The organism is Streptomyces sp. NPDC005722, from assembly GCF_040630935.1.
Taxonomy (GTDB): domain Bacteria; phylum Actinomycetota; class Actinomycetes; order Streptomycetales; family Streptomycetaceae; genus Actinacidiphila.
The window spans coordinates 1-26,122 of sequence record NZ_JBEXYN010000072.1; the positions used below are offsets into that span (position 1 = coordinate 1).

27 protein-coding genes are annotated in these 26,122 nt (G+C 72.4%); 13 read left to right on the forward strand and 14 right to left on the reverse strand.

Annotation, left to right across the window (positions count from 1 at the left end; all coding sequences use genetic code 11):
• Positions 1-183: 183 nt before the first annotated feature.
• The gene (locus ABZ479_RS39590) at positions 184-987 is read right to left on the reverse strand and encodes an SDR family NAD(P)-dependent oxidoreductase (protein ID WP_500466102.1); all 804 of its coding nucleotides are present in this window, start codon (positions 985-987) and stop codon (positions 184-186) included.
• A 102-nt stretch (positions 988-1,089) separates the two neighbouring features.
• Here ABZ479_RS39590 and ABZ479_RS39595 point away from each other — a divergent pair, with 102 nt between their 5' ends.
• The 7 genes from ABZ479_RS39595 (at position 1,090) to ABZ479_RS39625 (ending at position 7,867) form a co-directional block, all read left to right on the forward strand.
• Positions 1,090-1,938, forward strand: a complete 849-nt coding sequence (locus tag ABZ479_RS39595; RefSeq protein WP_500466103.1) for a helix-turn-helix transcriptional regulator — start codon at positions 1,090-1,092, stop codon at positions 1,936-1,938.
• Between the two features lie 98 nt (positions 1,939-2,036).
• A complete protein-coding gene (locus ABZ479_RS39600; protein WP_500466104.1) occupies positions 2,037-3,149 on the forward strand; it encodes a sensor histidine kinase in 1,113 nt (370 codons plus the stop codon).
• A gap of 236 nt (positions 3,150-3,385) precedes the next feature.
• Positions 3,386-3,790 carry a hypothetical protein gene (locus ABZ479_RS39605; protein WP_500466105.1) on the forward strand — a complete coding sequence of 135 codons (405 nt, stop codon included), beginning with the start codon at positions 3,386-3,388 and terminating at the stop codon, positions 3,788-3,790.
• A gap of 100 nt (positions 3,791-3,890) precedes the next feature.
• Positions 3,891-4,310 (forward strand): cupin domain-containing protein, encoded by a 420-nt coding sequence (locus tag ABZ479_RS39610; protein WP_500466128.1) that lies wholly within the window; start codon positions 3,891-3,893, stop codon positions 4,308-4,310.
• 163 nt (positions 4,311-4,473) lie between these two features.
• The gene (locus ABZ479_RS39615) at positions 4,474-5,484 is read left to right on the forward strand and encodes a TerC family protein (protein ID WP_500466106.1); all 1,011 of its coding nucleotides are present in this window, start codon (positions 4,474-4,476) and stop codon (positions 5,482-5,484) included.
• Between the two features lie 77 nt (positions 5,485-5,561).
• Positions 5,562-5,921, forward strand: coding sequence for a hypothetical protein (locus tag ABZ479_RS39620; protein ID WP_500466107.1), 360 nt, complete (start codon positions 5,562-5,564; stop codon positions 5,919-5,921).
• A 56-nt stretch (positions 5,922-5,977) separates the two neighbouring features.
• Positions 5,978-7,867, forward strand: a complete 1,890-nt coding sequence (locus tag ABZ479_RS39625) for an SMI1/KNR4 family protein (protein ID WP_500466108.1) — start codon at positions 5,978-5,980, stop codon at positions 7,865-7,867.
• Positions 7,868-7,930: 63 nt separating this feature from the next.
• Here ABZ479_RS39625 and ABZ479_RS39630 read toward each other — a convergent pair whose 3' ends face one another.
• The 8 genes from ABZ479_RS39630 to ABZ479_RS39665 form a co-directional block, all read right to left on the reverse strand.
• The gene (locus ABZ479_RS39630; protein WP_500466109.1) at positions 7,931-8,785 is read right to left on the reverse strand and encodes a hypothetical protein; all 855 of its coding nucleotides are present in this window, start codon (positions 8,783-8,785) and stop codon (positions 7,931-7,933) included.
• 38 nt (positions 8,786-8,823) lie between these two features.
• Positions 8,824-9,372: a GNAT family N-acetyltransferase gene (locus tag ABZ479_RS39635; protein WP_500466110.1), complete on the reverse strand. Its 549-nt coding sequence runs from the start codon at positions 9,370-9,372 to the stop codon at positions 8,824-8,826.
• Between the two features lie 59 nt (positions 9,373-9,431).
• Positions 9,432-9,866 (reverse strand): VOC family protein, encoded by a 435-nt coding sequence (locus ABZ479_RS39640; RefSeq protein ID WP_500466111.1) that lies wholly within the window; start codon positions 9,864-9,866, stop codon positions 9,432-9,434.
• A 98-nt stretch (positions 9,867-9,964) separates the two neighbouring features.
• Positions 9,965-10,660, reverse strand: a complete 696-nt coding sequence (locus ABZ479_RS39645; protein WP_500466112.1) for a response regulator transcription factor — start codon at positions 10,658-10,660, stop codon at positions 9,965-9,967.
• 143 nt (positions 10,661-10,803) lie between these two features.
• Positions 10,804-12,330 carry a hypothetical protein gene (locus ABZ479_RS39650; protein WP_500466113.1) on the reverse strand — a complete coding sequence of 509 codons (1,527 nt, stop codon included), beginning with the start codon at positions 12,328-12,330 and terminating at the stop codon, positions 10,804-10,806.
• 122 nt (positions 12,331-12,452) lie between these two features.
• Positions 12,453-13,157 (reverse strand): VanZ family protein, encoded by a 705-nt coding sequence (locus tag ABZ479_RS39655; RefSeq protein ID WP_500466114.1) that lies wholly within the window; start codon positions 13,155-13,157, stop codon positions 12,453-12,455.
• A 306-nt stretch (positions 13,158-13,463) separates the two neighbouring features.
• Complete coding sequence (locus tag ABZ479_RS39660; protein ID WP_500466115.1) at positions 13,464-14,135, reverse strand: FMN-dependent NADH-azoreductase; 672 nt, start codon at positions 14,133-14,135, stop codon at positions 13,464-13,466.
• 83 nt (positions 14,136-14,218) lie between these two features.
• Complete coding sequence (locus ABZ479_RS39665; protein WP_500466116.1) at positions 14,219-14,941, reverse strand: DsbA family oxidoreductase; 723 nt, start codon at positions 14,939-14,941, stop codon at positions 14,219-14,221.
• Positions 14,942-15,027: 86 nt separating this feature from the next.
• Here ABZ479_RS39665 and ABZ479_RS39670 point away from each other — a divergent pair, with 86 nt between their 5' ends.
• Positions 15,028-15,486, forward strand: coding sequence for a winged helix-turn-helix transcriptional regulator (locus ABZ479_RS39670; protein WP_500466117.1), 459 nt, complete (start codon positions 15,028-15,030; stop codon positions 15,484-15,486).
• 88 nt (positions 15,487-15,574) lie between these two features.
• Here the strand turns inward: ABZ479_RS39670 and ABZ479_RS39675 are convergent, their stop codons facing one another.
• Complete coding sequence (locus ABZ479_RS39675) at positions 15,575-17,173, reverse strand: 4-hydroxyphenylacetate 3-hydroxylase family protein (protein ID WP_500466118.1); 1,599 nt, start codon at positions 17,171-17,173, stop codon at positions 15,575-15,577.
• Between the two features lie 148 nt (positions 17,174-17,321).
• The gene (locus ABZ479_RS39680) at positions 17,322-17,927 is read right to left on the reverse strand and encodes a flavin reductase family protein (protein WP_500466119.1); all 606 of its coding nucleotides are present in this window, start codon (positions 17,925-17,927) and stop codon (positions 17,322-17,324) included.
• Positions 17,928-18,052: 125 nt separating this feature from the next.
• Here ABZ479_RS39680 and ABZ479_RS39685 point away from each other — a divergent pair, with 125 nt between their 5' ends.
• Positions 18,053-19,075 (forward strand): LysR family transcriptional regulator, encoded by a 1,023-nt coding sequence (locus tag ABZ479_RS39685; RefSeq protein WP_500466120.1) that lies wholly within the window; start codon positions 18,053-18,055, stop codon positions 19,073-19,075.
• A gap of 168 nt (positions 19,076-19,243) precedes the next feature.
• On the opposite strand, the gene ABZ479_RS39690 is transcribed toward ABZ479_RS39685, so the two are convergent.
• Positions 19,244-21,730 (reverse strand): SpoIIE family protein phosphatase, encoded by a 2,487-nt coding sequence (locus ABZ479_RS39690; protein ID WP_500466121.1) that lies wholly within the window; start codon positions 21,728-21,730, stop codon positions 19,244-19,246.
• Between the two features lie 230 nt (positions 21,731-21,960).
• Here ABZ479_RS39690 and ABZ479_RS39695 point away from each other — a divergent pair, with 230 nt between their 5' ends.
• Entirely contained in the window at positions 21,961-22,479 is a 519-nt protein-coding gene (locus tag ABZ479_RS39695) for a P-loop NTPase family protein (protein ID WP_500466122.1), read from the forward strand.
• A 102-nt stretch (positions 22,480-22,581) separates the two neighbouring features.
• On the opposite strand, the gene ABZ479_RS39700 is transcribed toward ABZ479_RS39695, so the two are convergent.
• Entirely contained in the window at positions 22,582-22,920 is a 339-nt protein-coding gene (locus ABZ479_RS39700; RefSeq protein WP_500466123.1) for a YciI family protein, read from the reverse strand.
• A gap of 169 nt (positions 22,921-23,089) precedes the next feature.
• On the opposite strand from ABZ479_RS39700, the gene ABZ479_RS39705 reads away from it, so the two are divergent.
• The 3 genes from ABZ479_RS39705 to ABZ479_RS39715 all read left to right on the forward strand — a co-directional run bounded on the left by ABZ479_RS39705 (position 23,090) and on the right by ABZ479_RS39715 (position 25,470).
• A complete protein-coding gene (locus ABZ479_RS39705) occupies positions 23,090-23,521 on the forward strand; it encodes a TetR/AcrR family transcriptional regulator (RefSeq protein ID WP_500466124.1) in 432 nt (143 codons plus the stop codon).
• 78 nt (positions 23,522-23,599) lie between these two features.
• Positions 23,600-24,394, forward strand: coding sequence for an SDR family NAD(P)-dependent oxidoreductase (locus ABZ479_RS39710; protein WP_500466125.1), 795 nt, complete (start codon positions 23,600-23,602; stop codon positions 24,392-24,394).
• Between the two features lie 53 nt (positions 24,395-24,447).
• On the forward strand, positions 24,448-25,470 hold the full coding sequence (locus ABZ479_RS39715) for a methyltransferase (RefSeq protein WP_500466126.1): 1,023 nt from the start codon (positions 24,448-24,450) through the stop codon (positions 25,468-25,470).
• Positions 25,471-25,544: 74 nt separating this feature from the next.
• Here ABZ479_RS39715 and ABZ479_RS39720 read toward each other — a convergent pair whose 3' ends face one another.
• On the reverse strand, positions 25,545-25,919 hold the full coding sequence (locus tag ABZ479_RS39720) for a hypothetical protein (protein ID WP_500466127.1): 375 nt from the start codon (positions 25,917-25,919) through the stop codon (positions 25,545-25,547).
• Between the last annotated feature and the right edge of the window lie 203 nt (positions 25,920-26,122).

A 26,122-nucleotide genomic window follows, 5' to 3' on the forward strand; every position in this document is an offset into this window, starting at 1 on the left:
CCCCGGCCCCCACCCCGATATATTAGCCCCCCCTAAACCCCCAACGACTTTAATCGGGCCCGCGCGGGCCGAACAGGGGTGCGGGGGGGGGGGGCGGGGCCCCCCCCCCCCGGACCGGGAACGCCGGAGGCGCTCGGCGGGACACCCCGGCCGAGCGCCTCCGGTGACGCGTGCGCGCGACGGTCAGGACGGGCGGGTGGCGGAGATCCCGCCGTCCACGTAGAGCGTGATGCCGTGCACCATGGCCGCGTCGTCGCTGACGACGTACAGGACTCCCTTGGCGATGTCCTCAGGCCGGACGACCACGCCCGCCGGGGTGGTGGCGGTCAGCGCGTCGAGCTCCGCGCGGGCCGCCTCGTTGCCCGGCGTGAGGGTCGCGCCGGGGGCGACGGCGTTCACGCGTACGCCGCGCGGGCCGTACTCCGCGGCCCAGCTGCGGGTCAGCTGTTCGTCCGCCGCCTTGGTCGCGGTGTACATCGCCGCGTAGGGGCTGCCGACCCGGGCCATCCAGGAGCCGATGGTGACGACGGCACCGCCGCCCCGCTCGGCCATGGCCGGCGCCATCGCGGCGACCAGGACGTGGGGTGCGCGGACGTTGACCGCGAGCATCGCGTCCAGATCCGCGTCCGGCAGGTCCTCGGTCCGCGTCGCGGGGTAGATGCCCGCGTTGTTGACGAGGATGTCGACGCGTCCGCCGAGCGCCTCGGTGGCCCGGGCGGCGAAGGCGCGCAGTTCCTCGTAGCCGCCGGTCAGGTCCGCCGCGACGAAGTCGGCCCGGCCGCCGGCCCGCCGGATCTCGTCGACGAGCTGCGGCCCGCGGGGGCCCTGGCGGCCGCTGACGACGACGTGGGCGCCCTCGCCGGCCAGGGTGCGGGCCGTGGCCGCGCCGATACCGCTGGTCGAGCCGGTGATCACGGCGGTACGGCCGGCCAGCCGGGAGCCGGGGGTGGAGGGTGTGCCGTCCATGGTGTGAAGGGAAGTGTCCATGGCTCCCTGTCTAAGCCGGACCCTCGGCATCGGGCCAGGTCAGGACGTACCTGGGCATGCCGGGACCACCCAGGGCGGCGGGGGCCCGCCTACCCTGGAGCCATGCCACGTGACCGCGCCGCGCTGGGGGCGTTCCTCCGCTCCCGCCGGGACCGCCTCACCCCCGCCCAGGCGGGTATCGAGGCCTTCCCGGGGGCCCGCCGCGTACCGGGCCTGCGGCGGGAGGAACTGGCGGTCCTCGCGGGCCTGAGCCCGGACTACTACAGCCGTCTCGAACAGGGCCGCCAGGCCAACGTCTCCGACGAGGTCCTGGACGCGCTGGCCCGGGCGCTGCGCCTGGACGAGGTCGAACGCGCGCACCTGCGGGACCTGGCCGCACCCACCGCGCGGCGCCGCGCCGCCACCGCGCACACCGCCGCGGCCCAGCGCCCCGACCCGGGGCTGCTGCGGGTGATGCGCACGCTCGACCACGTCCCGGTGCTGCTGCTCGGCCACCGCGGCGAGGTGCTGGCCCGCAACGGGCTGCTGATGGAGGTCCTCGGGCGTCCGCTGGAGCCGGGTACGTCGTTCGTCCGCTTCATGTTCCAGGACCCGGTCGCCCGCGAGCGGATCGTGAACTGGCAGGACTTCGCGTCGGCCACCGTCGCCACGATGCGCCGGGAGACCGCCCGCCGTCCGCAGGACGCCCGCCTCGTGGCGCTCGTCGACGAGTTGCGCGCCACCGACGCCGATGTCGCCCGCTGGTGGGACGACCACGCCGTCCGCGACCACACGTCGGTGGCCAAGCGTGTCCAGCACCCCAGCGCGGGGTTGCTGACCTTCGACATCGAGATCGTCTGCGCACCCCACGAGCCCGATCAGCGCCTCGTCGTCTACACCGCGGAACCCGACTCCTCCACCGCGCGCGTCCTGCCGATCCTGGCCGGCTGGAACGCCGCGGTCCGTCTCTGACCGGTTCCTCCGCGGCGAGCGGTGGTGCGTTTTCGTCCGTTGTCGACTGTTATGGTCGTGAACGGCGGCGCGCGGCCGTCCAGGGACCAGGAGGTCAGGTGAATCTCCGGCGTCCGCCGTCCGCGGTGCTCGACGGCGCATTGGTCCTCGTGGCGCTCTTCGACGTGTGGGTCCACGTCCACGTCGACGAACCCCTGCAGATGGCGTGCGCGCTGGGCGGGGCCTTCGCGCTCCTGCTGCGGCACGGCTTCCCGCTGGTGACGTTCCTCGTGACCCTGCCGGCCGTGTTCTTCTCCGACGCGATCTTCGCCTCGCTGGCGGCGCTGTACACCCTCGCCTCGGTGTCGCGCCGGCGCGTCGTCCTGGCCGTCGGCGTGGTGGCGTTCACGCTCTGTGACCTCGCGCCGGACATCAACGTCTCGGGGGACGACCTGGTCACGTTGGGCTACACCGCGGCGACCGCGGCTGCGGCGGTCTTCCTCGGGCAGCTCGTGCAGGCCCGCAGGGATCTTTCGCAGCGCATCGCGGAGATCTCCAAGGCCCGCCGGCACGAACGGCTGCTGATCGCCCAGACCACGCTGGCCGCCGAGCGGTCGCAGCTCGCCCGGGAGATGCACGACGTCGTCTCCCACCAGGTCAGTCTGATCGCCGTGCGGGCGGGAGCCCTGCAGGTCGGTACGCGTGACGTCCAGGCCAAGGACGCCGCCGGCACGATCCGCCGGCTGAGCGTGCAGACCCTGGACGAGCTGCGGTACATGGTCAGCGTGCTGCGCGCCGCCGGTGACCGCCCCACCGACCTGACCCCGCAGCCGTCCCTGGCCGACCTGGAGCGCCTCATCGCGGGCAGCGGCATCGACGCCAGGCTGACCGACGAGCTTCCCGGCGACCTTGCCCCCTCCGTACAGCGCGCCCTCTACCGCACCGTCCAGGAGGGCCTGACCAACGTGCGCAAGCACGCCCCGGGCGCCGCCACGGCCATCCGCCTCTGGCGGAGCGGTGAGACCGTGCACCTCACGGTCACCAACGGCGCCCCGACCCGGCCGACCATCCCGCTGCCCAGTGCCCGTTACGGCCTGACGGGACTGCGCCAGCGCGCGGCGCTGCTCGGCGGCACGCTCACCTGCGGCCCGACCGCCGACGGTGGCTACCGGCTCCGTCTGGACCTCCCGGTCAAGACGACGCCGCCCCAACCGGACGACGCCGGCGCATGACGGGTGGCGGGACCGCTCCGGGGTGCCCGCCGTGGCGCGTGGGTGTATTGACTCCACGCCATCACGGACAGAGCATGGTTCTGGTGAGAATGTGGCGATAAGCATCGATTTATGCATCAGTAGTTGACCTGCGGGGCTCCGATTCCCCGCGACCAGGCCCGGGCCGCTCGGGCGGACAGCCGCGAGTGGTCCCGCGCCTCCAGGCCCAGGAACCAACCTGGCAAGGGAGATGTGTCATGCGTATTCCCAGGTGGCCCCTCGCCGCGATGGCCGGCCTCGCGCTCGCCCTGGGGGGTGCGGCCTCCTCGGCAGTCGCCGCACCGACCAGCGCGCCCGTGTCCGCCGTGAGCCACGGCGGCTGGGGTGACGGAAGTTGGGGCTACGGCCACGGCCACGGCGGCCATGGTCACGGCGGTTACGGCCACGGCGGTCATGGTCACGGCGGTTACGGCCACGGTGGTTACGGCCACGGCGGTCATGGTGACGGTGGCTACGGCGGTGGCGGTCACGGTGGTGGTGGCTACGGCGGTGGCGGTCACGGTGGTGGCGGCTACGGCGGTGGCGGTCACGGTGGTGGCGGTGGCGGCGGCCACGGCGGTGGCGGTGGCGGTGGCGGTCACGGCGGTGGGGGCGGAAGGTAGCGGAACCGATGGGGCCGACGTCCAGTCGGCCCCATCTCGTGCGTGAACAGCGGCATTACGGAGGTGCGGTGCGGTGTCGGACAGGGAATCGGAAGGCCGGGTGGGCGGGCAGCCGCGCTCGGAGGTGTGGAAGACGCAGTTGAAGACGCTCCAGGACGTCAGGCCCCCGTTCGTCCCGGAAGGCGCCTCGGCGATGACCATCGTCGTATGGCGGGAACCCGGTGACCCCGGTGTGCCGCCGCACCGGCACTCGGGGCCGGCCTTCGGCTACGTCGTCGAGGGCGCGGTCCTCTTCGAGCTCGAGGGCGAGCCGGAACGCGTGATCAAGGCCGGGGAGAGCTTCTGGGAACCGGGCGGCGACGTGATCCACTACCAGGACGGCAACGCCCTGACGGACGCGCGGACCGAGTTCGTCGTGACCATGCTGTGCGCGCCCGGGCAGCCGATGCTCACCCTGGTCGAGCAGGAGGAGCTGGCCCGGCGCGCCCATCTGCGCGCCCCACGCCCCGCGGCCGGCTGACGTATGACGCCCGGGAGCCGGCGGCGCCGACCGGCGGGCCGCGCCGGGGTAGTTGCCCAGCGGTTCGGCGCATCGCGGCGGTACCCCTCGCGCGGGGAACTCCCATAGTACGCAATGAGCCATAAATGGTTAAAGCGGTGGTAAAGCCGGGAAGGCGGCCGGTATGCACATACCGGTCACCGCCTGGATCGTCCTCATCGCCTTCCTGGCGGTGGTGCTCGTCCTGGACCTGTTCGTCGTCCACCGCCGGGCCACCGTCATCTCCCTGCGTGAAGCCGCCGTGTGGAGCGTCGTCTGGGTGCTGCTGGGACTCGGCTTCTGCGGATTGCTGCTGCTCTGGAAGGGCCCGGTCCTGGCCGAGGAGTACCTGGCCGGCTACCTCATCGAGAAGAGCCTGTCCGTCGACAACATCTTCGTCTTCGCCCTGATCTTCGGATACTTCGGCGTCCCCGACCGCTACCAGCACCGGGTGCTGATGTGGGGCATCATCGGCGCGCTCGCCATGCGCGCGGTGTTCATCCTGGTCGGCGCGGCGCTGCTGGATGCCTTCCACGCCACCATCTACGTCTTCGGCGCGCTCCTGCTGCTGACCGCGGTCAAGGTACTGCGGCACGGCGCGGCCCAGGTCCACCCCGACCGCAACCTCGTGCTGCGTGCCTTGCGCCGCGTGGCTCCCGTGACGGAGCGGCTGCACGGCCAGCGACTGCTGGTCAGGGTGAACGGAGCCTGGGCGGTCACCCCGCTGCTCGCCGCACTGGTCGTCATCGAGACGACCGACGTCGTCTTCGCCGTCGACAGCATCCCGGCGATCTTCGCGGTCACCCAGAACACCTTCGTCGTCTTCGCCGCCAACGCCTTCTCACTGCTGGGGATGCGCGCGGCGTACTTCCTCATCAGCGGCGCCGCCCGCCGGTTCCGCCACCTGCAGACCGGCCTGGGCGTCATCCTCGCCGGCGTCGGGGTGAAGCTGCTGCTCACCGACTTCTACAAGGTCCCCGTCTGGGCGTCGCTCAGCTTCATCATCACCGTCCTCGCGGTCACCTTCGCCGTCTCCTGGCACGACACCCGCTCCGCCGGGGGCACCCCTCCCCGGGACGCCGTCCCACCGGGCGCCGCGCAGGACGGTTCCGCCCCCGGCGACACCAAGGGCGAGCCGCAGCGAACCGGGCGGTGAGCACCGGGACCGGGCGGAGGGTGGAAGGATGCGGTACCGGTCGGCCCCCGGGGCCCGCGTCAGCAGGAGGCTGTGCCATGGACATCGAGCAGGTGATGACCTACCTGGTCGACCACAGGGCTCCCGGTCTCCCGCCCGGATACCTCTCCGAACAACTGATGTCCCTCTCCTGGATCGTCGAGGACGAGGGGAAGGGCATCTTCGACGTCGCCCGGCGGTGGCTGGTGTCGGACGACCCCTTCCGGGCGGCCGTGGTCATGGGTCTGACCGAGACCGTTCTGGTCGATACGCTGGACGAACTCGTCGATGCGGCCGCCCGGATCACGAGGTGCTTCCCCTCGATGGCCCTCGACGTGGAGGCCTGGGTCGTGAGGTCCCGGTCCTCCGTCGAGGGCGTGGCCCGGTCGCTGCCCGGCGGGGACGGTGCGCCGGCGTGAGCGGACGGCATCCGTGGTCGGGGCGTCATGTCGGTGGCGGGTGAGACCATCCGGTCATGGGTGGCGAGGGGTTCGACTGGCACAGGTTCCTGGGGCGTTGGCGCGAGGAGTGGGTTCCGCGCGCCGGCGGGGACGAGGACGGCGGGCAAGCCGCGGACCCGGGCAGGCCCGGCGCGGGGGAGGCGGTGATCGCCGCGGCCGAGGAGCGGCTGGGGTGCCGGCTGCCGCCCTCGTACCGGGGGTTCCTGGCCGTCAGCGACGGGTGGCACGTGGACGAGACGGCGGGGGTGTACCGGCTCGGCGGTGTCGCGGAGATCGACTGGTTCCGTGACCCGATGGACATGTCACCGCTGTACGAGCAGGAACTGGGCGACGACCCGAGCGAGGTGGAGGTCCTGAGGGCCGGCATGTGGCGCCGGGCGCTGCGGCTGGAGACGGAGTCCGACATGTCGCACGCGTTGCTGGACCCCGGCGACCTCGACGAGGACGGGGAGTGGGCGCTCTGGGTGTTCAAGGGATGGAGCGGTGAATACCCGGTCCGCCACCCCTCGTTCCGGGCCTACATGGAGGCCGGGTACCGCGGCTTCCACGGGAGCCGGTCCGACAGGCCGGACTTCGTGAACGCGACCACGCGCGCCCAGGACGCCCACGTGGAGGAGGCGCGCCTGCTGGCCCTTCGCGGACGGTACGAGGAGGCCCTGCCCCTGCTCGAGGAGGCACGGTCCTTCGCCCGGCCGCGCAGCGTCGTCCTGCTGCAGCAGATCCGCCACCTGCTGTCCCCGCGCGAGTCCCGGCACTACGGCCACCTGCTGCCCGATCCGCGCTACCTGTCCGAGGTCCTGCCGCTGGACGCCATGGAGCCGGCACGCGGCGGACGGCGGGCGGGCGACGACGAACGCCGGCTCGTGACGATGACCGCCGGCGGAGCCGGCCGGGAGGCCGCCAGGGCCGTACCGGACGAGATGCGGGACGGTACCCACCGCTACGCGCCCCCCGGCCCGTGGGGCCGGGCCGTCGCCGAGGCCCGGGAGCCGGCCCGCTGGGGCGCGACCGACGCCGCGTGGCGGATCCTGCGGGACGCGCTCCCGCTGTGGGAGGCGCCCGGACCCGAGCTGATCGTCCCGATCGGCCTGCTCGCCGATCCGGTCCTGGGGCCGCTGGTCACCCCGGAACGCGGGTGGGAGATCCTTTCGACGCCGCGGGCCGGGGAGACGGGAACCGCGCCTGAGCCCGTGCCCGACCTCGACCCGCCGGGTCTCGCCTGGCTGATGGAACCCGCGCTGCACGGGCAGCCGTTCGACGGATACCGCTGTGTCTGGGCCGAAGGGGTGGACCCCGCCCGACTGCCCGGCATGATCGGCGAGGAGGGGGCCGGACTGAGCGCGCCCGTCCACCCGCGCATGGTGCCCTGGCGGGCGCCGGATCCCCAGGATCGGCAAGGCGTGGAGCCCTGGGAGGACCGCATCGTGGTGGCCACCGGCCGCAGCGCCGAGGGATGGGCCTTCGCCTTCGACGGTCACTCCCACGGGCGACTCGGGGAGCGGTTCGTGTCCCCTGCCGCGGCGGCGTCCTCGTCCGGGCGCGCGGTGGTGGTGTGGCGCGAACCGGACAGCTGGTCCCCGGGCGGCCGCCCGGCGGCGTTCCACGTGTCGGTGGCCGAGGGAGGGGAGGAGCTCTACGCGTTCACCGTGCGGGGTACGGAGATCGAGCGTTCCGGCGGGATACCCGAGGCATTGGAGCCCACACGGCTGTTCCGTCCGGAGGAGCCCGAACGGGATCGCGAGCGGCGCGCGTTGGAGGCCCTGTACGTCGAACTCGGGCTGTCGCTGCCGCGTTTCGCACTGACCCAGGGGCGGCTGCCGACCTTCATCACCCGTTCCTGGGCCCGCGCTCCCCGCGAGGGCGAGTCCTTCGCCCGCCTTCGGTTCGTCCGGCACCGTTCCTGAACCACGGGTCCGTCATGGCCGGGCGGTCGGGCCGGCGGCCGGGGCGCGGGACCACCTGTGGCCCTACCCGAGATCGCGCAGCACCGTGTCGACGTTGGCCCGGTACCTGCGCATCGCCCGCTGGGCGGCGGCGTAGTGGTCGCGGTGCCGTGCGATGTCCGCGGTCTGCTCCCGCGCCTGCACGGCGTGCCAGATCTCGGCCGTGTGGAGGCGGCGCTTGCAGCCGGCGTCCGCGACGGCCGTGGCCCTCTCGCGTTCCGTGTGGCGGGTGTTGCCGTCGGCGTTCCGACGCCAGGCGTCGTCCGTGTACGCCGCGACGGGGTCCGGGTAGCGGGTGAATCCTCGTGCCGCCACGCAGCGGGACCAGGCGTCCCAGGCGGCGCGGACGCGCGGGTCGCGTTCGACCGCCGTGCCGACCTCGAGACCGCGTTTGACCGCGTAGAGCCAGTCCTCCCCGAAGTCGACGCCGCGCCCCACTCGCTGCTCCGCCTCGTTCCTGCACTCCGGCAGGTCCGTGTACTCCGCGATGGTCATGCGGCGGCCCTTCGGCCGGGCGGCCGCGTCCTTCGCGGGGTCCCAGCCGTAGCCCCAGCGGCGTGCGGCGTCCGGGTCGAGGACGCCGTAGTCGGTGCCGACCGCGATGCCGACCGCGGTGGTGCCCGTGATGTCCCGGGGGTCGCGGGGGTCGAGCGGGAAGTCCGGGTGACCTTTGTCCGCCATGCACTGCCGGACCAGCAACGCCGTCGCGCGCTGCGATCGCCCGTAGTCCCGTGTCGTGAAGCCGTAGCGGTCGGCCGGCAGGGGACCGAGGTCCGACGCCGTGCGGACGAGCTGCAGGGGATCCGGAGCGGAGGCACAGAGCGCCGCCAGCACCGCCACCGCAGCCGTGACGCCCAGCCGCCACCCCCGTATCGCCATGGGCCGGATGCTACCGAACATGATCGCGGAGGACGTACCTAGACCTCGGGGAGTGACGGGTCGGGGGTCCACGGTGACGGTGCGGTGATGGACCAGCGTTCGTGGTCGCGCCAGGCCCCGTCGATGTAGAGGTAGGCGGGCGACAGGCCCTCGTAGTGGAATCCCAGGCGCTGGACCAGGGCCAGGGACGCCTTGTTGGCCGGCTGGATGCTCGCCTCCAGCCGGTGGAGCCGCAGGTCGTCGAAGGCGTGCCGCAGGGTGACGGCGATGCCTTCGGTCATGTAGCCCCGCCCCGCGGACGGGGCGAACGCCGCATAGCCCAGCGACGCGCCCTGGTAACGGCCCCGGATGACGGAGTTGATGTTCACGGTGCCGGCAGCGGCACCGGTCTCGACGACGCGGATCAGGTAGCCCAGGTTGGTGCCGTCGCTGAAGCGGTCCATCCAGGTCCGGAACTCCTCCGCCGTCCTGGGCAACCGCATCCAGGGTGAGTGGAGTTCGACGCTGGCCCGCACGAGCGAGCAGAACTCGTCCTGGTCGGCGAGGGTGAGCGGGCTCAGTTCGACCCGTGACGGTGTGTGGGGCATGGGCCCATGTTAGGGGCCGTCCGGCAACCGCCGTGCGGGGGAGGGCGTTCGGGAGGGGCTCAGTCGAGACAGAACTCGTTGCCCTCGACGTCCTGCATCACGATGCACGACTCGTTCTCCTCGTCGGCGACCAGCAGGCGTACGCGGACCGCGCCGAGCGCGAGCAGCCGTGCGCACTCGGCCTCCAGCGTGGCCAGCCGCTCCTCGCCGACGAGACCGGTGGCGGCCCGCACGCACAGGTGCATCCGGTTCTTGACGACCTTGCCCTCGGGAACGCGCTGGAAGTACATGCGCGGTCCCACTCCCGTGGGGTCGGCGCACGAGAACCAGGCGTCCCGGTCCTCAGCCGGCAGCGAGCCGTTGAAGTCGTCCCACGTGGCGAACCCCTCGGGCGGCTCCGGTGCGACGTATCCCAGCACCTCGCACCAGAAACGCGCGACGCGTTGGGGTTCCGCGCAGTCGAAGGTGACCTGGAACTGCTTGACCGATGGCATGCGGGCCACCGTAGCAGTGCTTGATCTTGCGCATCCCCCGAGGAGCTGCCCGCACCGACCGCGGCCGCCGTGCGCCCCTTGCGGTGAGCCCCGGACGTCTACGCAGGGGCACTGCCGCGGCCCGCGGCGTCCGCGCCGGTGTCGATCCGGTAGCCGACGCCGGGCACCGTGGCGATGACCCAGGGCTCGCCGAGCCGCTTGCGCAGTGCGGAGACGGTGATGCGCACGGCGTTGGTCAGGGGGTTGGTGTTCTCGTCCCAGGCGCGTTCCAGCAGCTCCTCGGCGCTGATGACCCCGCCTTCGGCGGCGACGAGGACTTCGAGCACCGCGAACTGCTTGCGGGTGAGCGCCACGTGGTGCCCGTCGCGGAAGACCTCCCGGCGGAAGGGGTCGAGCCGCAGGCCCGCGATCTCGCGGACCGGGGGCCTCGCGTACGCGCGCCTGCGGTCGAGTGCCCGGAGCCGCAGGACGAGCTCCCGCAGCTCGAAGGGCTTGGTGAGGTAGTCGTCGGCGCCGAGCCCGAACCCGGAGGCCTTGTCGTCGATCCGGTCGGCGGCGGTGAGCATGAGGATCGGGATGCCGCTGCCGGAGGCGACGATGCGCCGGGCGACCTCGTCGCCGGAGGGGCCGGGGATGTCCCGGTCGAGGACCGCGAGGTCGTAGGAGTTGACGCTGAGCAGTTCCAGGGCGGAGTCGCCGTCGCCGGCGATATCGGCGGCGATCGCCTCCAGCCGCAGACCGTCACGGACGGCCTCCGCCAGGTACGGCTCGTCCTCCACGATCAGTACGCGCATCCCCGAAGCCTAACCTCGCGCTTTCACGACTCCACGACTCCACGGTGTCACGGCGGCCCGAGCGGCCCGAGCGGCCCGAGCGGCCCGAGCGGACCGGGCGGACCGGGCGGACCGGGCGGACCGGGCGCACCACCGTGCCGTCCTCAGCCGAGCTCGCGCACTCGCGCAGCGGTCCGCTCGGCCCGTTCGCGGACGCCTTTCGCGGCGTTCTCCGTGAGCGCGCCGCGTATCGCGTCGGCGGCCGTGAGGAGGGCACGGGCCTCCTCGGGACGGCCCGCGTCGGCCAGGGCGAGGGCGAGCCGGTAGTGCTCCTCGGCGATGAAGCGGCCGAAACTGACCTCCTTCCAGTGGCGCAGTGCGCCGTCGCCCGGGGTGGCCAGGGCGTCCCGTACGGCGGCCAGGCTCTGCGCCGACCGCGACAGCAGGCCTGCCTCCCGTTCCAGGCGGGCCAGGCTGTGCCGGGACGAGGCCCGCTCGTACGGCCCCTCCTGGAGGGCGGCGTGCAGGCCGCGGGCGCGCAGCGCCTGGGAAAGGTCGCCGAGTTCCTCGAAGTCCCCGGCGATCGCGCTCAGTTCAGCCGTGGCCAGGGTGTCGGGTGTCCCGGGGAGGCGGAGCCTGCTCTGGTCCATGAGGATGGTGTCGAGTTCGCGGATCAGCGTCACCCGTGCGAGGTTCGTCATCCCCTGGTCCCGGGCCAGGTCGGTCCAGGTGTACACCGGCTCGTCGGACGGCTCCGTCCCGAACATCGACTCGTCGAGCTCCCGCGCCCACCGCCGCAACTCGTCCGCGCCGGCGCCCGGTTCGGGCATGCCGCCCAGGCCCATCGCGGTGTCGTAGTCCGTCTGCCGGACCTCGAGCAGCAGCGGCAGATCCGCGGTGTCGCCGTGCAGCCCCACCAGCACCGCCGCGAGCCGCAGTTCGTCCGTCATCGACGACCGGGCCTCGTGCCGCAGCAGATGGCGCAGCAGCTCTTGATCGCCCTCGGCGCGGTCGAACTGCGCCGCCCGCAGGGTGATCCGGCGCCGCACCGGGTCCTCGGCGACGTCACGCCATGCAGTCGGCTCACCCTCCCTCAACAAGGCGAGATCGGCGCGGCCCGCAGCGAGCACCGGCTCCCACAGAGGGGGACCGGCCGGGCCCAACGTGTCGTACGCGCACCCCTCGTCCGCGTTGAGCAGTACGAAGTCCGGCTCGGTGCGCAGCAGCGCGGCACGCAGCCTGCCCACCAGCTCGACCGGGGAGCGTTCGGGGAAGCCCAGTGCGGCACGGAGCTCGGCCCGCTCCCCGTCGATCCCGTAGTACGCACGGATCTCGTCCTCGGTCTCCGCGACGTACGCCAGGATCTCCTGCTCGCCGTCGTCCGGCGACAGACGTGCGCAGCCGCGCCAGCCGGGCAGGCCGATCAGGATCTCCAGGGCCTCGTCGACACCGGAGCCGATGATCCCCGCGGAGCCCTCCGAGTCGGCGTAGAGCACCGAGCCGTCCGCGCACAGGAAGTACGTACCGCCGGTGTCGTCCCCGGCGAGCGTCTCCAGCGGCTCGCCCGAGGCGAGGCGGACCTCCTCGACGTGGCCGTGGGCGGCGCGGCCCAGGTCGAAGCCGAAGGGGAAGGCGGCCAGTTCCGCCGACCGGCGGTCCTGCCGCAGGAGTCGCAGCGCGTGATCCGTCATGTCACAGAACGTAACACCGGCCACCGACAACGGACCCACGGCCCCTCACCGTTCGCGTGGGCGTGATCCTCACACGACGCATCGCGCGCGCTGCGAGGACGGGGGCACGCCGGGCACGCGGTTCAGCCCGTCGGTGCCGGTTCGGGGCGAGGCCGGTCCGACGGAGCCGCCGCTCCGCTGCGCCACCAGCGGCGGGACGCCAGCGCGGCGAGCGCGGCGCCCGCGGCGTTGACCAGTACGTCGTCCACGGAGGACACCCGGTCCAGCCGCAGGACGTACTGCGCGGTCTCGACCAGGACCGAGCAGCCCGCCCCGAGCGCCAGGACGCGCGGCACGGACGTCAGCGCCGTGGACCGCATCGGGGCGAAGAACCCCAGGGAGGCGAAGACCAGCAGGTTGCCCACGATCCCGCCCGGCCCCATCGTGACCAGGTCCCGCAGCGGCACCAGGCTCACCCGCGGCGGGACGACACCGACCCCGGCGCCCGGCATCATGGTCATCCACAGGAACGGCACCGTCCCGTGCACCATGCCCACCTCGGCCAGCGACAGCCGCCACGCCGACGCGACGCCGGCGGTACGGCGGCGATGCGCGAGGGCCCAGGCCACCAGGACGGCGAGCGGCAGCGTCACCAGGGTCATGAGCACCACACCGTTGAAGGTGTCCAGGCAGCCGTGCCACTGCCCGGCCATGCACCTCGGAGCGGACATCATGAGCGGCCGCCGCAGGGCGAACAGGGCGCTCACCACGCCGAGGAGCGCCAGGCCGCGGAGCACGGCCGCGCTCACGCGGCGGAGCGGTGCCGACAGGGGTGGGTTGTGGTCCATGCCCCCATTGGAGCCGGAGCGCCGTTGCCGCGCCGTATGCGATTTTCGATACGCCGGCGATACACGCCGCCGCCGGCCTCTGCGACCCGACGCGAGCGGGCGCCTGCGGGGCGGGGCGGCTCGCCCGGGGCCGGGAGCGGGTCGCCGCTCTCGTGCACGGGCCGCCCTACGGCCGGTTCGACGTGGCCGACGTCAACACCCACCCGGAGGACGGGCACTTCGGCCACCCCGGGATTCCGGACGCCTTCGTGGACGACGTCCGCGAGACCTCCCGACAGGTGTGCCGAGCCAGGCGGCTCCGGACGTTCAGGGCGCCCCGGGGCCGCTGGTCGCCGGATGACCGGCCGCCCCGGAGAGCTCCAGCGCCTGACGGCGGGCCCGCGCGTGCGCGTCCTCCAGCGAGGCGAGGTGCTGGGGGAGCAGGTGGCCGAGCGACGGCACCGTGGGCGCGTAGGTGAGTTCGGGTGTGATGGGACGGACGTCGAGTGCCATCAGCCGCGGATCGCCGAGGATGGTCTCCAGCGCCGGCATCAGGAAGTCCTTGCCGTGCTGGGGCGCGCCGGGACCGTAGCCGCCGCCCCGGGCGGAGACGACGACGGCCGGACGCCCGGCGCTGGGCGCCGGCCCGGGCAGCCCGATCGTCCTGCCGACGATCATGACGTGGTCCAGCCACGCCTTGAAGACGGACGGCATCGCGTAGTTGTAGAGCGGCACGGCGAAGAGGTACGCCCCGGCGCCGAGGAACTCCGCCACCAGTTCGTCCTGGAGCAAGGCGGCGGCCCTCTGCTCGGGGGTGTGCTCGTCGGCGGGGGTCGTACGGGACAGGATTCCGGCCGCGTCCAGGTGGGCGACGGGGTCGAGCGCGAGGTCGCGGCGGACGACGTCTCCGGTCCATGCGGCGGTGAAGGAGTCGGCGACCTGACGGGAGACGGACGCGTCGCCGGAGGCGGAGGCGTCGATGCGCAGCAGGTAGGACATGGTGGTGGCGCTTTCGTTTCGTGCGTGTGTGTGGGGGTGGGGTGGACGGGCCCCGGCGGGCAGGCCCCGGCGGGGCGGCGTGCTCAGGGCGCGGGGACCCGGGGGACCGCGCAGCCGTCCGGCCCGCAGGCGTCGGCCGCCCCGGCGAGCGTCGGCAGCGGCACCGGTTCCGGGTGGGCCGCGTCCCAGGCCCTGGTGATCGCGGCCAGGAGCTCGTCCACGCCGACGGCTCCGTGGACGGCGAAGGCGCCGTCGAGGGTGAGGAACGGGATTCCCCGCGCCCCCAGGCGCTCCGCCTCGCGCTGGTCGGCGGCCACCCGGGCGCGGTAGCGCCCCTCGCGCAACGCCCCGGCGGCCTCCTCGCGGTCGAGGCCGGCCTCGACCGCGAAGTCGAGGACCTGCTCCCTGGTCCACAGCTCGCGCCCCTGCCCGAAGTGGGCACGGAACGCGGCCGTCCACACCTCGCCGCCGCGCCCCAGGTCGTCGGCGAGGGCGAGCAGTTCGTGGACGAGGCCGGTCGGCCCCAGGGTGCGCTCCAGCGCGTGGAAGGGCTCCAGCCCCTCCGCCCGCGCGGCGCGCTCGATCGGCGCGAAGATCTGCTCGCCCCTCGACGCGGTGATCCCGTGCTCCTCCAGGAGCCGGCGCTGCGTGATGCCCTCGCGGGGCAGGTCGGGGTGGACCTGGAACGAGCGGTGGACGATCCGCACCTCGTCGGCGTGCCCGAACCGCTCCAGCGCCAGCCGCAGCCGGTTGTCGGTCAACGCGCAGTAGGGGCAGACGATGTCGGACCAGAAGTCGATCTGCATGGTGGACTCCTCCTGAAACTCACTTTCTGTTCGTAGCCACACTCTGCATTAGTGTGAGAAGCGATACAAAAGGCACATTGATGTGCGTGGGTCACGAGAGGGAGGCGGCGGACGTGGGCAGCGGCGGCGACATGCGGAGGGGACGCACCGACGTGCGGGCGAGTGTGCGGCGCGTGCCAGGACCGTGCGCGCACTGGGGCGACGAGGACGCGGACTTCATCCGCGAGATCCTCGACCTGGTCGGCGACAAGTGGAGCGTGCTGATCATCGGCACGCTCTCCGACGGGCCCGTGCGCTATTCGGACCTCGCACACGCCATCCCCGGCATCTCCCAGCGGATGCTCACCCTCACCCTCAAGCAGCTCCAGCGCAGCGGGCTGGTCGACCGCACCGCCTACCCCGAGGTCCCGCCGCGCGTCGAGTACTCGCTGACCACGCTCGGCGGCTCGCTGCTGTCCACCGTGCTGGGACTGGCGTCCTGGTCCGCCGAGCGGCACACGGAGATCCGCCGCCACCAGCAGGCCTACGACGCGGGAACCGACTGAGCTGCCGCACCTCGTCCGGTCGCCGGCGCACACGCCGGTCCGTCCGCGGTGGTCGCACCGTCGCGGACGGACCGAAGCGTTCGGGCGACTACGGCTGCGCGGCAGCCTCCCCCGGCCGGGGGCCGATGTAGCCCTCGTGGACGTCCTGCCCGCGGGCGTACCCGGGCTGGAAGCGCACGCCGGCGTAGTGCGAGGCTCGCTCCGCCTCCTGCGCCCGCCGGCCCAGCTCGGCGGTGTCCCCGAAGCCCAGGACGTCGCGGGCCAGTTGGGTGAGCGGCCCGTCGACCTGGTACTCGGTGCGCTGCATGGTGAGCAGGTTGATCAGGTACAGCGGCGTGCCGTTGAACTTCTCGAACATCTCGTGGCGGGTGCCCCACTCGGTGAGGAACCGCTCGCTGATCTGCCGGAAGATCTTGATCCGGTCCCGGGCACTGATCTCGGCACCGCGCAGGGCCTCCTCGAGCTTCGGGCCGATGTAGGGATCGTCCAGCTCGCGCTTGGTCGGCTGGATGACGACGCCGCGGCCGCAGAAGTCGATCAGCTTGTTGACCATCTCGTGCTGGTTCTCGAGGTAGTGGGCCCGGCCGAAGTCGATGTAGACGTTGTTCGGCTTGTACAGCCCGCCCGGGGTCTCGAAACCGGTCTCCTCGGCCGCGAGCATGAACGCCCGGCACGTCTCGCGGAACCGGACGAGTTCCGCGAGCTGTGCCTGGACCACCGGCTGGCGGCCGGTGCCCAGCGCCTGGGTGATGAGCAGCGCGAGGCCGACCATGAGTTCGGCGTGGGTGCACTGCCGGATCTGGGTCTCCAGGTGCACCCAGTCGAACTGCCGCTGCGGGTACCACTTGGCGTGGTCGGGATTGCCGATGTGCTGGACCTGGGACCAGGGGATCAGGACGTCGTCGAAGTAGACCATCCCGTCGAGCTCGTCACCGATGGTCGCCAGCGGGCGGTCGTAGGGATCGGCGTCGGGCTGCGCCCGTGATTCCCGGGCGACCACGGTCACGCCGGGCGTGGACAGCGGCACCATCGCGTAGATGGTCTGCTCGGGCGTCTGGCCCGGCCGCCACAGGTTGCCGATCAGCAGGTTGTTGACGAAGGGGATCGAGGTGCCGATGGCCTTCCAGCCGCGGACGACGATGCCCTCGTCGGTCTCCTCCGTGATGCGCAGCATGGGCGTCTCCGCCAGCGCGTCGTCCCGGCCGCGGTCGTACTGCACGTCCACGAACATGGGTGAGATCGCGAGGTCCTTCGAGGTGACCTCGTCCCACTGGCGCTGGATGTTGCCCGAGAGGTCGCGGCGGGGGCCGCTGAAGCGGGAGTTCTCGGCCCACGGCTGCTGGTCGTCGACCTGGGTGAACATGACGACGTTCATGCCGGCCGGGGGCCGTGTGAAGATGCCGCCCTTGAAGTGCCGGAAGAGGAACTCCGCGTACTTGCGGCGGCGGACGGCGTCCTCCTTCGACCGCGGCAGGAACCAGTGCATCGACTGCCGCTTGCCGTTCTCGTCGAGGAAGGTCGTGACGTCCTGGTGCTCGGGTGCCAGGTGCAGGTCGTAGTACTCGGCGATCGCCCGGGCGTAACCGCGGGTCTTGGGGTGCGTGGTGACGTCCTCGACGAGTTCGCCGCCGACGTAGACCTTGCGGCCGTCGCGCAGCGACTCCAGGTACTCCTTGCCGGTCCTCATGATCCGTCCTTCCCGTGGTCGTGCGGTGCGTCCGGCGGTGACATGGGTGATGACACCGGTGATGACATCGGCGGTGGTGGATCGGCGACGCCGATGTCGGCGGCGTCCCGTACGGGCGGTACCGGTCGTACGGGAGGTACGGGCGGAGTCATGCCACCGCCCCCGCCGCCGGCACCCCGTCGACGTCCACGCCGCGTTGGTAGCGGCCCTGCCCGAAGAGCAGCGGGGAGCGGGAGCCGGGCGCGACGACCGCCCGCACGCCGCCGATGACCACCAGGTGGCTGCCCACGGGCCGTGCCTCGGCCGTCACGCAGTCGAAGGTCACCAGCGAATCCCGGAGCACCGGTGACACCACCGCGGCCGGTAGTTCACCGCCCGCGACGACATGGTCCTCGACGAACTTCACCGCGCCCTGACGCGCGCACAGTTGGGACACGAGGACTTGGTCCAGGCTGAGCAGGTTGACGGCGAAACGCCCCGTGCGGCGGATGTCCTCGGCGGTGACACTGCGCTCGTTGACGCACACCAGCACCGTCGGCGGTTCGAGGCAGACCGGGATGAACGCGCTGACGGTCATTCCCCAGGGGCGGCCGTCATGACGCGTCGTCACCACGGTGAGTCCGCCCACCACACGGCGCATCGCCGCGCGGAACGTGTCGGGATCCGCCGTCTCCAGCAGCGGTCCGGTGGCAATGCCGGGACCCGCGGTGTCCTCCCCGCGCGGGTCGCCGGCGGAATTTCCTGATTCCGTCATCGGATCTCTCCAAACCGACGGCGACACAAGTGCCGCCGCCCAGAAGGGGAAACCTGACGCAGTTCCGGCCGCAGGGGCCGCACCGCTCGACCGGGACGCTATGATCTGCGCGACACATCCGTCAAATGGATATGTTGAATTCGAGGTATTTCCGCTGCGAATACGTGGACTGGTCAGGGATGATGAACCTGCGGAACGTCGATCTGAATCTGCTCGTGGCGCTGGACGCGCTGCTGACCGAGCGCAACGTCAGTCGTGCGGGCCGGCGCCTGGGCCTCAGCCAGCCCGCGACGAGCTCGTCGCTGGCGCGCCTCAGGAAGCTGTTCGGCGACCCGCTCCTGGTACGGCAGGGGAGGCAACTCGCGCTCACCGCAGAGGCCGAGCGGCTGGTGCGACCGGTGCGGGAGATCCTCGACCTGGTCGAGCGGACGATAGCGCAGCGCTCCGAATTCGACCCGGGAACGGACACCCGAACCTTTTCCATCAGTGCTTCCGACTACGCGACTCTCGTATTGCTGAGTCCTTTCGTCCAGGCGGTGGCCGCCGAGGCCCCGGGTGTGACGATCCACGTCCTTCCCAGATCTCGGGATCCGAGGCAACTGCTCGACACCGACGTGGCCGACCTCATCATCGAACCGAAAGAATTGATGGGCGACACGGGATTTCCGTCGTATCCGCTGTTCGGCGACCGATGGTTGTGCGCGGTGGACGCGGGGAATCCGGCCGGCTCGGCGCAGCGGATAACGATCGACGAATACCTCCGGATCCCGCATCTCGTGTACAGCATCGGGCCGGACCGGCAACTCAACCTGGCCGATCAGCACCTGGCCCGGCTCGGCACCCCGCGCCGGATCGAGTTCACGGTGGAGAGCTTCCTCCTCGTCCCCTTCCTGATCCGGGGCACGTGTCTGGCCAGCCTGGTCCTGGAGCGCGCGGCCCGCCAACTCGCCGCCGCGACGCAGGACATCCGGTTCCTCCCGCCGCCGGTAGTCGTGCCCGACATCCACGAGCGCATGTACTGGCATCCCCGTCACACGGCCGACCCGGCACACCTCTGGCTCCGCGAACGCCTGCTCGCCTCCGCGCGCGTCCTCGACGGCCACGACAGCCACGAGGGCCACGACGGGCTACAGGCGGCGCCGGGCTGACGCTGCCGTACGCTCCGGCGGCCCGCGGGCTCCCTGTACACGACCGGTGGCCCGGCACAACACCGTGTGCCGGGCCACCGAGGGCCTGCCGGGACGCCGTCCTGACGGTCGCTCAGGAACCGTGGGACGGACGTCGGCCGCGGACGCCTCCGGTCCCGGGGCCGTTTCCTAACCCGCCCGCAGCAGGCGTGATCCGGGGCCGGGCGCGGGAGGCAGGTCCTGTTCGGCCCAGACGATCTTGCCGTCGGACGCGGAGCGGGAGCCCCAGCGGCGCGAGAGCTGGGTGACCAGGAACAGGCCGCGGCCGTTCTCGTCCGTGGTCGCCGCGCTGCGGATCCGCGGGGCGCAGACCTCGCTGTCGGCCACCTCGCAGGTGAGGACCTGGTGCCGCTTCAGGCGCAGACCGATCGGTCCCGACGCGTGGCGGACGGCGTTGGTGACCAGTTCGCTGACGATCAGCTTCGTGGCGTCGGCGAGTTCGTCCAGGCCCCATGCGCTCAGCTGACGGCTCACCAGCTGCCGTGCGCGGCGCGAGGCGCCCTCGTCGCCGGGCAGCGTCCAGGAGGCGGACCGGCTGGTGCCGAGCGAGCGGGTCCTGACCAGGAGCAGGGTGACGTCGTCGCACGAGGCCTGGCCCATGAAGGGCTCCGTGGCGCGGTCGCAGAGTTCCTCCAGCGCCCGGTCCGGGTCGGCGAGCGCGGCACCGAGGCACCTCATCCCGTCCTCGATGTCGTGCTCCCGGGACTCGACCAGGCCGTCGGTGTACAGCGCCACGAGGCTGCCCTCGGGGAGCTCGAACTCCACGGCTTCGAAGGGGTCGCCGAGGCCGACGCCGAGCGGGGCCCCGGTGGGGAGGTCGGGGAAGCTCACCCGGCCCTCGGGGTCGATGACCGCTGGCGGCGGATGTCCGGCCCTTGCCATGGTGCACAGGCGGGTGGCCGGGTCGTAGACGGCGTACAGGCAGGTGGCCACCATCACCGCCGCCGTTCCCATCACGGTGTCGGTGTCCTCCTCGGCCAGCCGCTGCAGTGTGTCGTCGAGGCGGGCCAGCAGTTCGGCGGGCGGCAGTTCCATGTCGGCGAGGGTGCGCACGGCGGCGCGGAGCGTGCCCATCGTCGCTGCGGCGTGCAGCCCGTGGCCGACGACGTCGCCGACGACGAGGGCGACCCGGGCGCCGGACAGCGGGATGACGTCGAACCAGTCGCCGCCGACGCCGTGGTCCATGTCGGCCGGAAGGTAGCGCGAGGCGGCCTCGACCGCGGTGCCGCCCCTCAGCCGGCGCGGCAGCAGGTTGCGCTGCAGGGTGAGGGCCGCGGTCTGTTCGCGGGTGAACCGGCGGGCGTTGTCCAGCGCTCGTGCGGCGCGCGCGACGAGTTCCTCGGCCAGCAGCAGGTCGGCCTCCTGGAAGGGGGTGGGGTCCTCCGTGCGCACGAAGAGCACCACACCCAGCAGGGCGCGCTGCGCACGGATCGGGACGACCATCAGCGAGTGCACCCCGTGCGTCCGGATCCGCTCCCCGAGGGTCGGCACCTGGTCGATCCACACCCCCGGCGCGCTGTCCAGGACCGGTTCGAGATGCGACCTGCCCGTCCGCAGGACGGTGGAGAAGGGCGAGGCCGGCGGGACGGTGACCGGATTGCCGCGCACGCACGGCGATTCCGGGGCCTCTTCGTGGATCGAGGCCACCCCGGCACGGCGCAGAGCGAGGCCGCGCTCGCCGACCGGACCGACGTGGACCGGCCAGCCGTCGCCGGAGGGAGAGGGCTGCCCGAGGTCGACCGCGACGAAGTCGGCCAGCAACGGCACGGCGAGGTCGGCCAGTTCCTGACTGGTCTCCATCACGTCCAGGCTTCCGCCCAGACGTGCGCCGGCCTCTCCGACGACGGCGAGGCGCTCGCGCGCCAGCCGGCTCTCGACGACGTCGGCACTGATGACGCACACCCCGAGCGACTCGCCGTCCGCGCCCTGCAGGCACTGGAACGACACCGCGAACGGATGCTCGAGGCCCTTGCTCACCGGCAGCCACGTCCGGTACTCGTGCACCTTGGTGGTGCCGCTCCTCAGCACCTGGCGGCTCATGGCCTCGAGGGCTTCGGCCTTGGGACCGGGGAGCACCTCGGTGAGCCGGCGGCCGAGCCGTTCCACGCAAGGGATGCCGTCGTGCTCCTGCATCGCGTCGTTGACGAAGACGCACCGCAGCTGCGGGTCGCGCACCGTGACGCCGATGGGCTCGCGGGACAGCAGCGGTCCGCGCACCACGCCGCTCATCGTGTCCCCGGACAGCGTGCCGGTGTCGGCCAGCGAGAGGAGCCAGCACGCCGCCCCGCCGAGGCCGCGGAGCATCGTGATCCGCAGGCACACGTCGATCACCCGGCCGTCCCGGTGGCGGACCGCCGTGGTGCCCGGCCAGCCGTTGAGGGCCCGGCAGTGCTGGACGAAGGCCGCAGTGGGCAGGCCCTCCTCGAACAGCGGCAGCACCAGAGCGGCCGACCTGCCCACCACGTCCCGGGCCGGGTGGCCGACCAGCCGTTCCGCGGCCTGCGTCCATCCGGCGACGGTTCCCCGCTCGTCGAGCACGGCGATCGCCGTGTCGGGTATGTCGAGCCTGTTCGACTGCTTACCGAGCGTCTTGGTTCCCTTGCTCTTCGTAGTCATCGAACTGTCGCCTTCGCCTGGGGGGGGTGGGTGGTGCGGAGTGGCCGGGGCGTGGGTCCGCCCCGTTCACCGTGTAGACCGGGCCGCGGTCCGTTCTGTGACAAAACGGGCGCCTGTGTCGTTCGGCGGCCGGCCGGGGATGCCGGGCGGCTTCGCCCGCGCCGTGACGTGCCCGGTTCCTCCGGCGGTGCGCGGTAGATGCCGCCGTGGCCCGGGTAGGGTGCACCCCCGTGGAGCGGATCTTGGTGGTGGGTGTCACGGGGGCGGGCAAGTCCACGCTCGCACGCGCGTTGAGCGGTCGCCTGGGCCTGCCCTACCACGAGATGGACACCCTGTACTTCGACGGACCCGGCTGGGCGGTGAACGCCGCGTTCCCCGAGGACGTGGCGCGGCTCGCCGCCGGGCCGCGCTGGGTCGTCGACTCCCTCGGCTATCCGGAGGTCCGCGACCTGCTGTGGGGGAGGGCGGACACGGTGGTGTGGCTGGACTACCCCCGGCGCGTCGTGATGCCCCGCGTCCTGCGGCGGTCCGTGCGGCGGACCGTCACGCGCGAGCCGCTCTTCGGCGGGAACCGGGAGTCCTGGACGGGGTGGCTCAGCCGGGAGCATCCGGCCTGGTGGGCCTGGTCGCAGCACGCGGGCCGTCGCCTCGAGATCGAACGGCGCACGGGCGACCCCCGCTTCGCGCCGCTCGACACCCACCGCTTCGGCCGCCCTGGGGAGACCGCGGCCTGGCTGGCCTCCCTCTGACCCCGGCCGCGTTCGCACCCGCCGGACGTCGCCGGACGTCGCCGGGCACCCCGGGCGACCTGCCGACAGGACCCGGTACCCGCGGCGGCGGGTGGTCTTCGTTCAGACGGCCTCGTCGGGCATGATCTCCCGGACCTCCTGCGCGCAGCGGCACGCGGCGGCGATTCTTGCGGCCCATTCCAGCGCGTCCTCGCGTGAGGGCACGTCGATGACCGAGAACCCGCCGAGAACGGCCTTGGTCTCCGGGTACGGGCCGTCCGTGACGGTACCGTCGGTGGCCACGACGCCCGCCCGCTGGCTCTGCAGCCCTCCGCCGAAGACCCACACGCCGGCGTCCTGAGCTGCGCGCACCACCTCGTGGGAGGCCTTGGCCACCTCGGGCAGGTCCTCCTCGGGGAAGGTCATCGCGCCGTCATCGAACGAGATCAGGTATCGCGTCATCCGTGGCTCCCTCGGCTGGTGGCCCCCATCGGCGCCCCTCACCCTACGGCGGCCGGCCCCCTCCCGGCCCTTCCTTCGGGGATCGCGATCGCCGCAGGTCAGGGCAGGGGTCGAAGGTAACGGCGCGATTACTTTATTGAACGATCCACAATCATGCTACGCTTCCCACATGGGACAGAACGGGGAATTCGGCGCCGACCGCGCGGTCGGCCGGGCGGCGCACCTGTTCTGCCGCACCCTCGGGCGGTCCTCCGCCCTCCGGGTGGAGGACCTCGTGGAGATCCTCGACCGCGCGACCGAGATCCGGCCCGCGGTGCGGCACGTCCTCGCCGTCGTGGTCGAGGCCGATCGGGCGGTCCCCTCGCGGGGTTCTCTCGAGCGTGCCGCCGCGGCGTCGTGCCAGGTCGAGTCGTCGCTCGCCCGGGCCCTGCAACGGGCCAAGGCCCGGGGCGAGTTGCCGCCGGGCAAGGACCCGGTCGAGCTCGCCCGCTTCCTGGCCACGTTCGTCCAGGGGCTGCGGGTGGTGGGCAGCGCCCGGCTCGGGCGGTCCTTCGTCGAGGACGCCCTCGCCGTGGCGATGCGCGCCCTGGACCGGCCGTAGGCGCACTCCGGCACGCAATGCGCGTGCCGGGTCTCCGTCCGCCGTAATTCTGTATCAATCAATCCAGTAAGGAACGTCATGGAACTGCACCTCAAGGACAAGGTCGCCGTCGTCACCGGGGCGAGCAAGGGCATCGGCCTCGCGGTCGTCGAGGCGATGGCCCGTGAAGGCGTCCGCGTCGTCGCCGGCAGCCGTACCTCCACGCCCGAGCTCGACGCGCTGGCCCGCGCCTACGACGTGACCGTCGTGTCCGTCGACCTCGGGACCCCCGAGGGGGCCGACACACTGGTCCGCCGCGCCGTGGAGCGCCACGGCCGGATCGACATCCTCGTCAACAACGTGGGCGCCGCCGAACCCCGCAGCGGGTTCCTCGACGTCGCCGACGCCGACTGGCAGCGGATCTTCGACCTGACCTTCTTCAGTGCCGTCCGCGCCAGCCGCGCCGCACTCCCGTACCTGGTCGGGGCCGAGGGCGCGGCGATCGTCAACATCGGCTCCGTCAACGCCCGTACGCCCTTCCCGATGGTCGTGGACTACTCGGCGGCCAAGGCCGCGCTGAACAACCTCGGCAAGTCGCTGTCCGAGGAGTTCGGGCCGAAGGGCGTGCGGGTCAACACGATCTCCCCCGGCCCGGTCCGCACCCCGTTCTGGACGGCCCCGGGCGCCTTCGCGGACGCCACCGCGGCCGCCGCCGGCACCACGGCCCAGGAGGCGCTGGACGTCGTGGTGCCCCAGAGCATGGGCATCACCTCGGGCCGCATCACCGAGCCGGAGGAGGTGGCCGGCCTCACCCTCTTCCTGGCCTCCCCGGTGGCGGCAAACATCACCGGCGCCGAGGTGCTCATCGACGGCGGCCAGATCAAGACCCTCTGACCGCGGACACCCGATCGACCCGAGAGACCCCTGCCCAGCGAATGGAGACACGCATGACCGCCGACCAACCGATCACACCGGAGCCCATCCTCCAACTGGGCCTCGGATTCATGGCGTCGAAGACCCTGCTGAGCGCGGTGGAGCTGGAGGTCTTCACCGTCCTGGCGCGGGGCGGCCGGGACCGTGCGTCCCTCGCCGCCGAAGTGGGCCTGCACCCGAGGTCCTCGGAGGACTTCCTCGACGCCCTGGTGTCGCTGGGCCTGCTGGACCGCGACGACGCGGGCGTCTACCGCAACAGCCCCGCCGCCGAGGTGTTCCTGGACCGGGCCAAGCCCTCCTACGTCGGCGGGATCCTGGAGATGGCCAACACCCGCCTCTTCGGCTTCTGGGACAACCTCACCGAGGCCCTGGGCAGCGGCATCCAGCAGAACGAAGTCACGCACTCCGGCGCCCCCTTCTTCGCCACGCTGAGCCAGGACCCCGTGGCGTGGCGCAACTTCCTGGGCGGCATGAACGGTGTCAGCACCCCCCTCGCAGGGGCGCTGGCCGCCGACTTCGACTGGACCGGCCGCCGGCACGTGACCGACCTCGGCGGCGCGCTGGGGGCCGTGCCTGCCGCGGTGCTCCGCGCCCACCCGGCGATGACCGGCACCGTCTTCGAACTTCCCCCGGTGCGGCCCGTGTTCGAGGAGTTCACCGCCGCGCACGGCCTCACCGGGCGGCTCTCCTTCCACGGGGGCGACTTCTTCTCCGACCCCCTCCCGCCGTCCGACGTCTACGTCATGGGCCAGATCCTCCACGACTGGAACCTCGAACAGCGCCGGTTCCTGCTCCGCAAGGCATACGACGCCCTGCCCGAGGGCGGCACCCTGATCGTGTACGACGCCATGATCGACGACGACCGCCGCCACAACACCTACGGTCTGCTGGTCTCACTGAACATGCTCATCGACACCGAAGGCGGCTCCGAGTACACGGTCGCGGACGCGACCCGGTGGCTGCGGGAGGCCGGCTTCGCCACGACGGAGGCCCGCCCCCTCATCGGCGGTTACACGGCCGTTTACGCCACCAAGTGACGGCCACGCGGCGGTCGGTCCACCGGCCCGCCCGGTGGCCCTGACCGTACGGCGGCGCCGCGGCCCGCACCGCGTCACCCCGGGGGAGGTCCGGACTCCGCCGCCAGGGCGATCCGGCGGGCGCGCACGTGGTCGCGGACGGTGGAGTACGAGGCGCCGGTGAAGTCCTCCTCCGTGCGCAGGCGTTCGATGATGCGGCTGATGGTGTGGCGGGCGCCGGGCGGGGCGTCGAGGTCCTGCCGCAGCATGCGGTCGATGGCGTCACTGACGGGTTCCAGCAGCAGGGTCCGCGGGAGGTGCCGGCGTACGGGGGAGGGCAGCGACAGCGCCTCCGCGACGATCGCCAGGGAGACCCGGTGACGCATCGCGAGCTGCTGCAGAGGGGTGTCCGGCCGGAGTCGGTGGTCCTTGCGGATCCGGTCGAGGATCCAGTCTCGTTCTCTGTACACCGGCGTCTCCATGGTGCGGTGCTCGGTGGTGCGTGCGACTGGTGGCGTTGCCCCGCGGCCCCCGCCGAACCCGTCGGCGGGGGCCGCGTCACCCTCGTGGTTCAGCTGAGTGCGGTGAGGGTGAGGGTGGTGGTGTAGGTGCCGGGGTCGGTGGTGGTGGGCAGGCGGAGGTCGAGGGCGGCGCCGAGGGTGGCGGTGCCCTT